Below are 806 nucleotides of genomic sequence, written 5' to 3' on the forward strand. Positions count from 1 at the left end.
GCGATGGCTCGCCGGCCTGGCAACCGCACCTCCCATGTCGAAACGACTTCTCGGCCGAACTACCGAGGAGGACATCAGGTCCACCTGGTCGGCAGTGCTGGGGGCGCTGGGGGGCCAGCGGCGGGACGAAGCTGTGCACGCTGCGCTGGCGACGGACGACACTCCGCTGGTCATAGCGGGTTCATGCCAGGCAGCCCTTTTGTTCGGCGCCGTGTCGCCAACGGTCTCAGAAGCCGACGTACGGACACTCGCACAGGTTCTCATCGATCAGTACAGCGCCTCGGACGTCGAATCGGAGTACTTGAAGGAGCTGACTACACAAGAATCACTTGGAGCTGCCGTCACGCCTTGGGAACAGGGCTACGACCTTGCCGAGTCGCTTCACCAGAAACTTCACGTCACAGGTGACTGGATCGACGTCGAGCACCTTTTTCAGGATCTCGGGATTGCCCGATTGGACCACGGGCTCGATGATCCCACTATACGGGCCTGCAGCATTGTTGGTCCGCAGCACAGGCCGACGGTCGTCGTCAACGGCAGCTCTTTCTATGCGGACAACCACGCAGCCGTGCGGTTCACCCTGGCACATGAACTCTGCCATATTCTTTATGATCGGGCGCAAGGGCGCCGCCTGGCAATTGCGAGCGGCCCCTGGGCACCCCGGGGAATCGAGCAGCGCGCGAACGCGTTCGCAGCCATGTTCCTGATGCCTCCACACCTGGTGGCGACTGCCGTGACGGACTCCCCCGACCCCATCAGCGACCCGAACGGGGTCCGGACGGTGGCGTCTCGCCTGCACGTCAGCA

1 protein-coding gene is annotated in these 806 nt (G+C 63.3%); it reads left to right on the forward strand.

What is annotated here, in order from left to right; translation table 11 throughout:
• Positions 1-133 precede the first annotated feature (133 nt).
• Positions 134-806: ImmA/IrrE family metallo-endopeptidase (locus tag U9980_RS28295; RefSeq protein WP_322770720.1), on the forward strand; the 673-nt coding region annotated here is incomplete at its 3' end.

It is taken from the genome of Protofrankia sp. Cr1 (genome assembly GCF_963555865.1).
GTDB lineage: Bacteria > Actinomycetota > Actinomycetes > Frankiales > Frankiaceae > Protofrankia.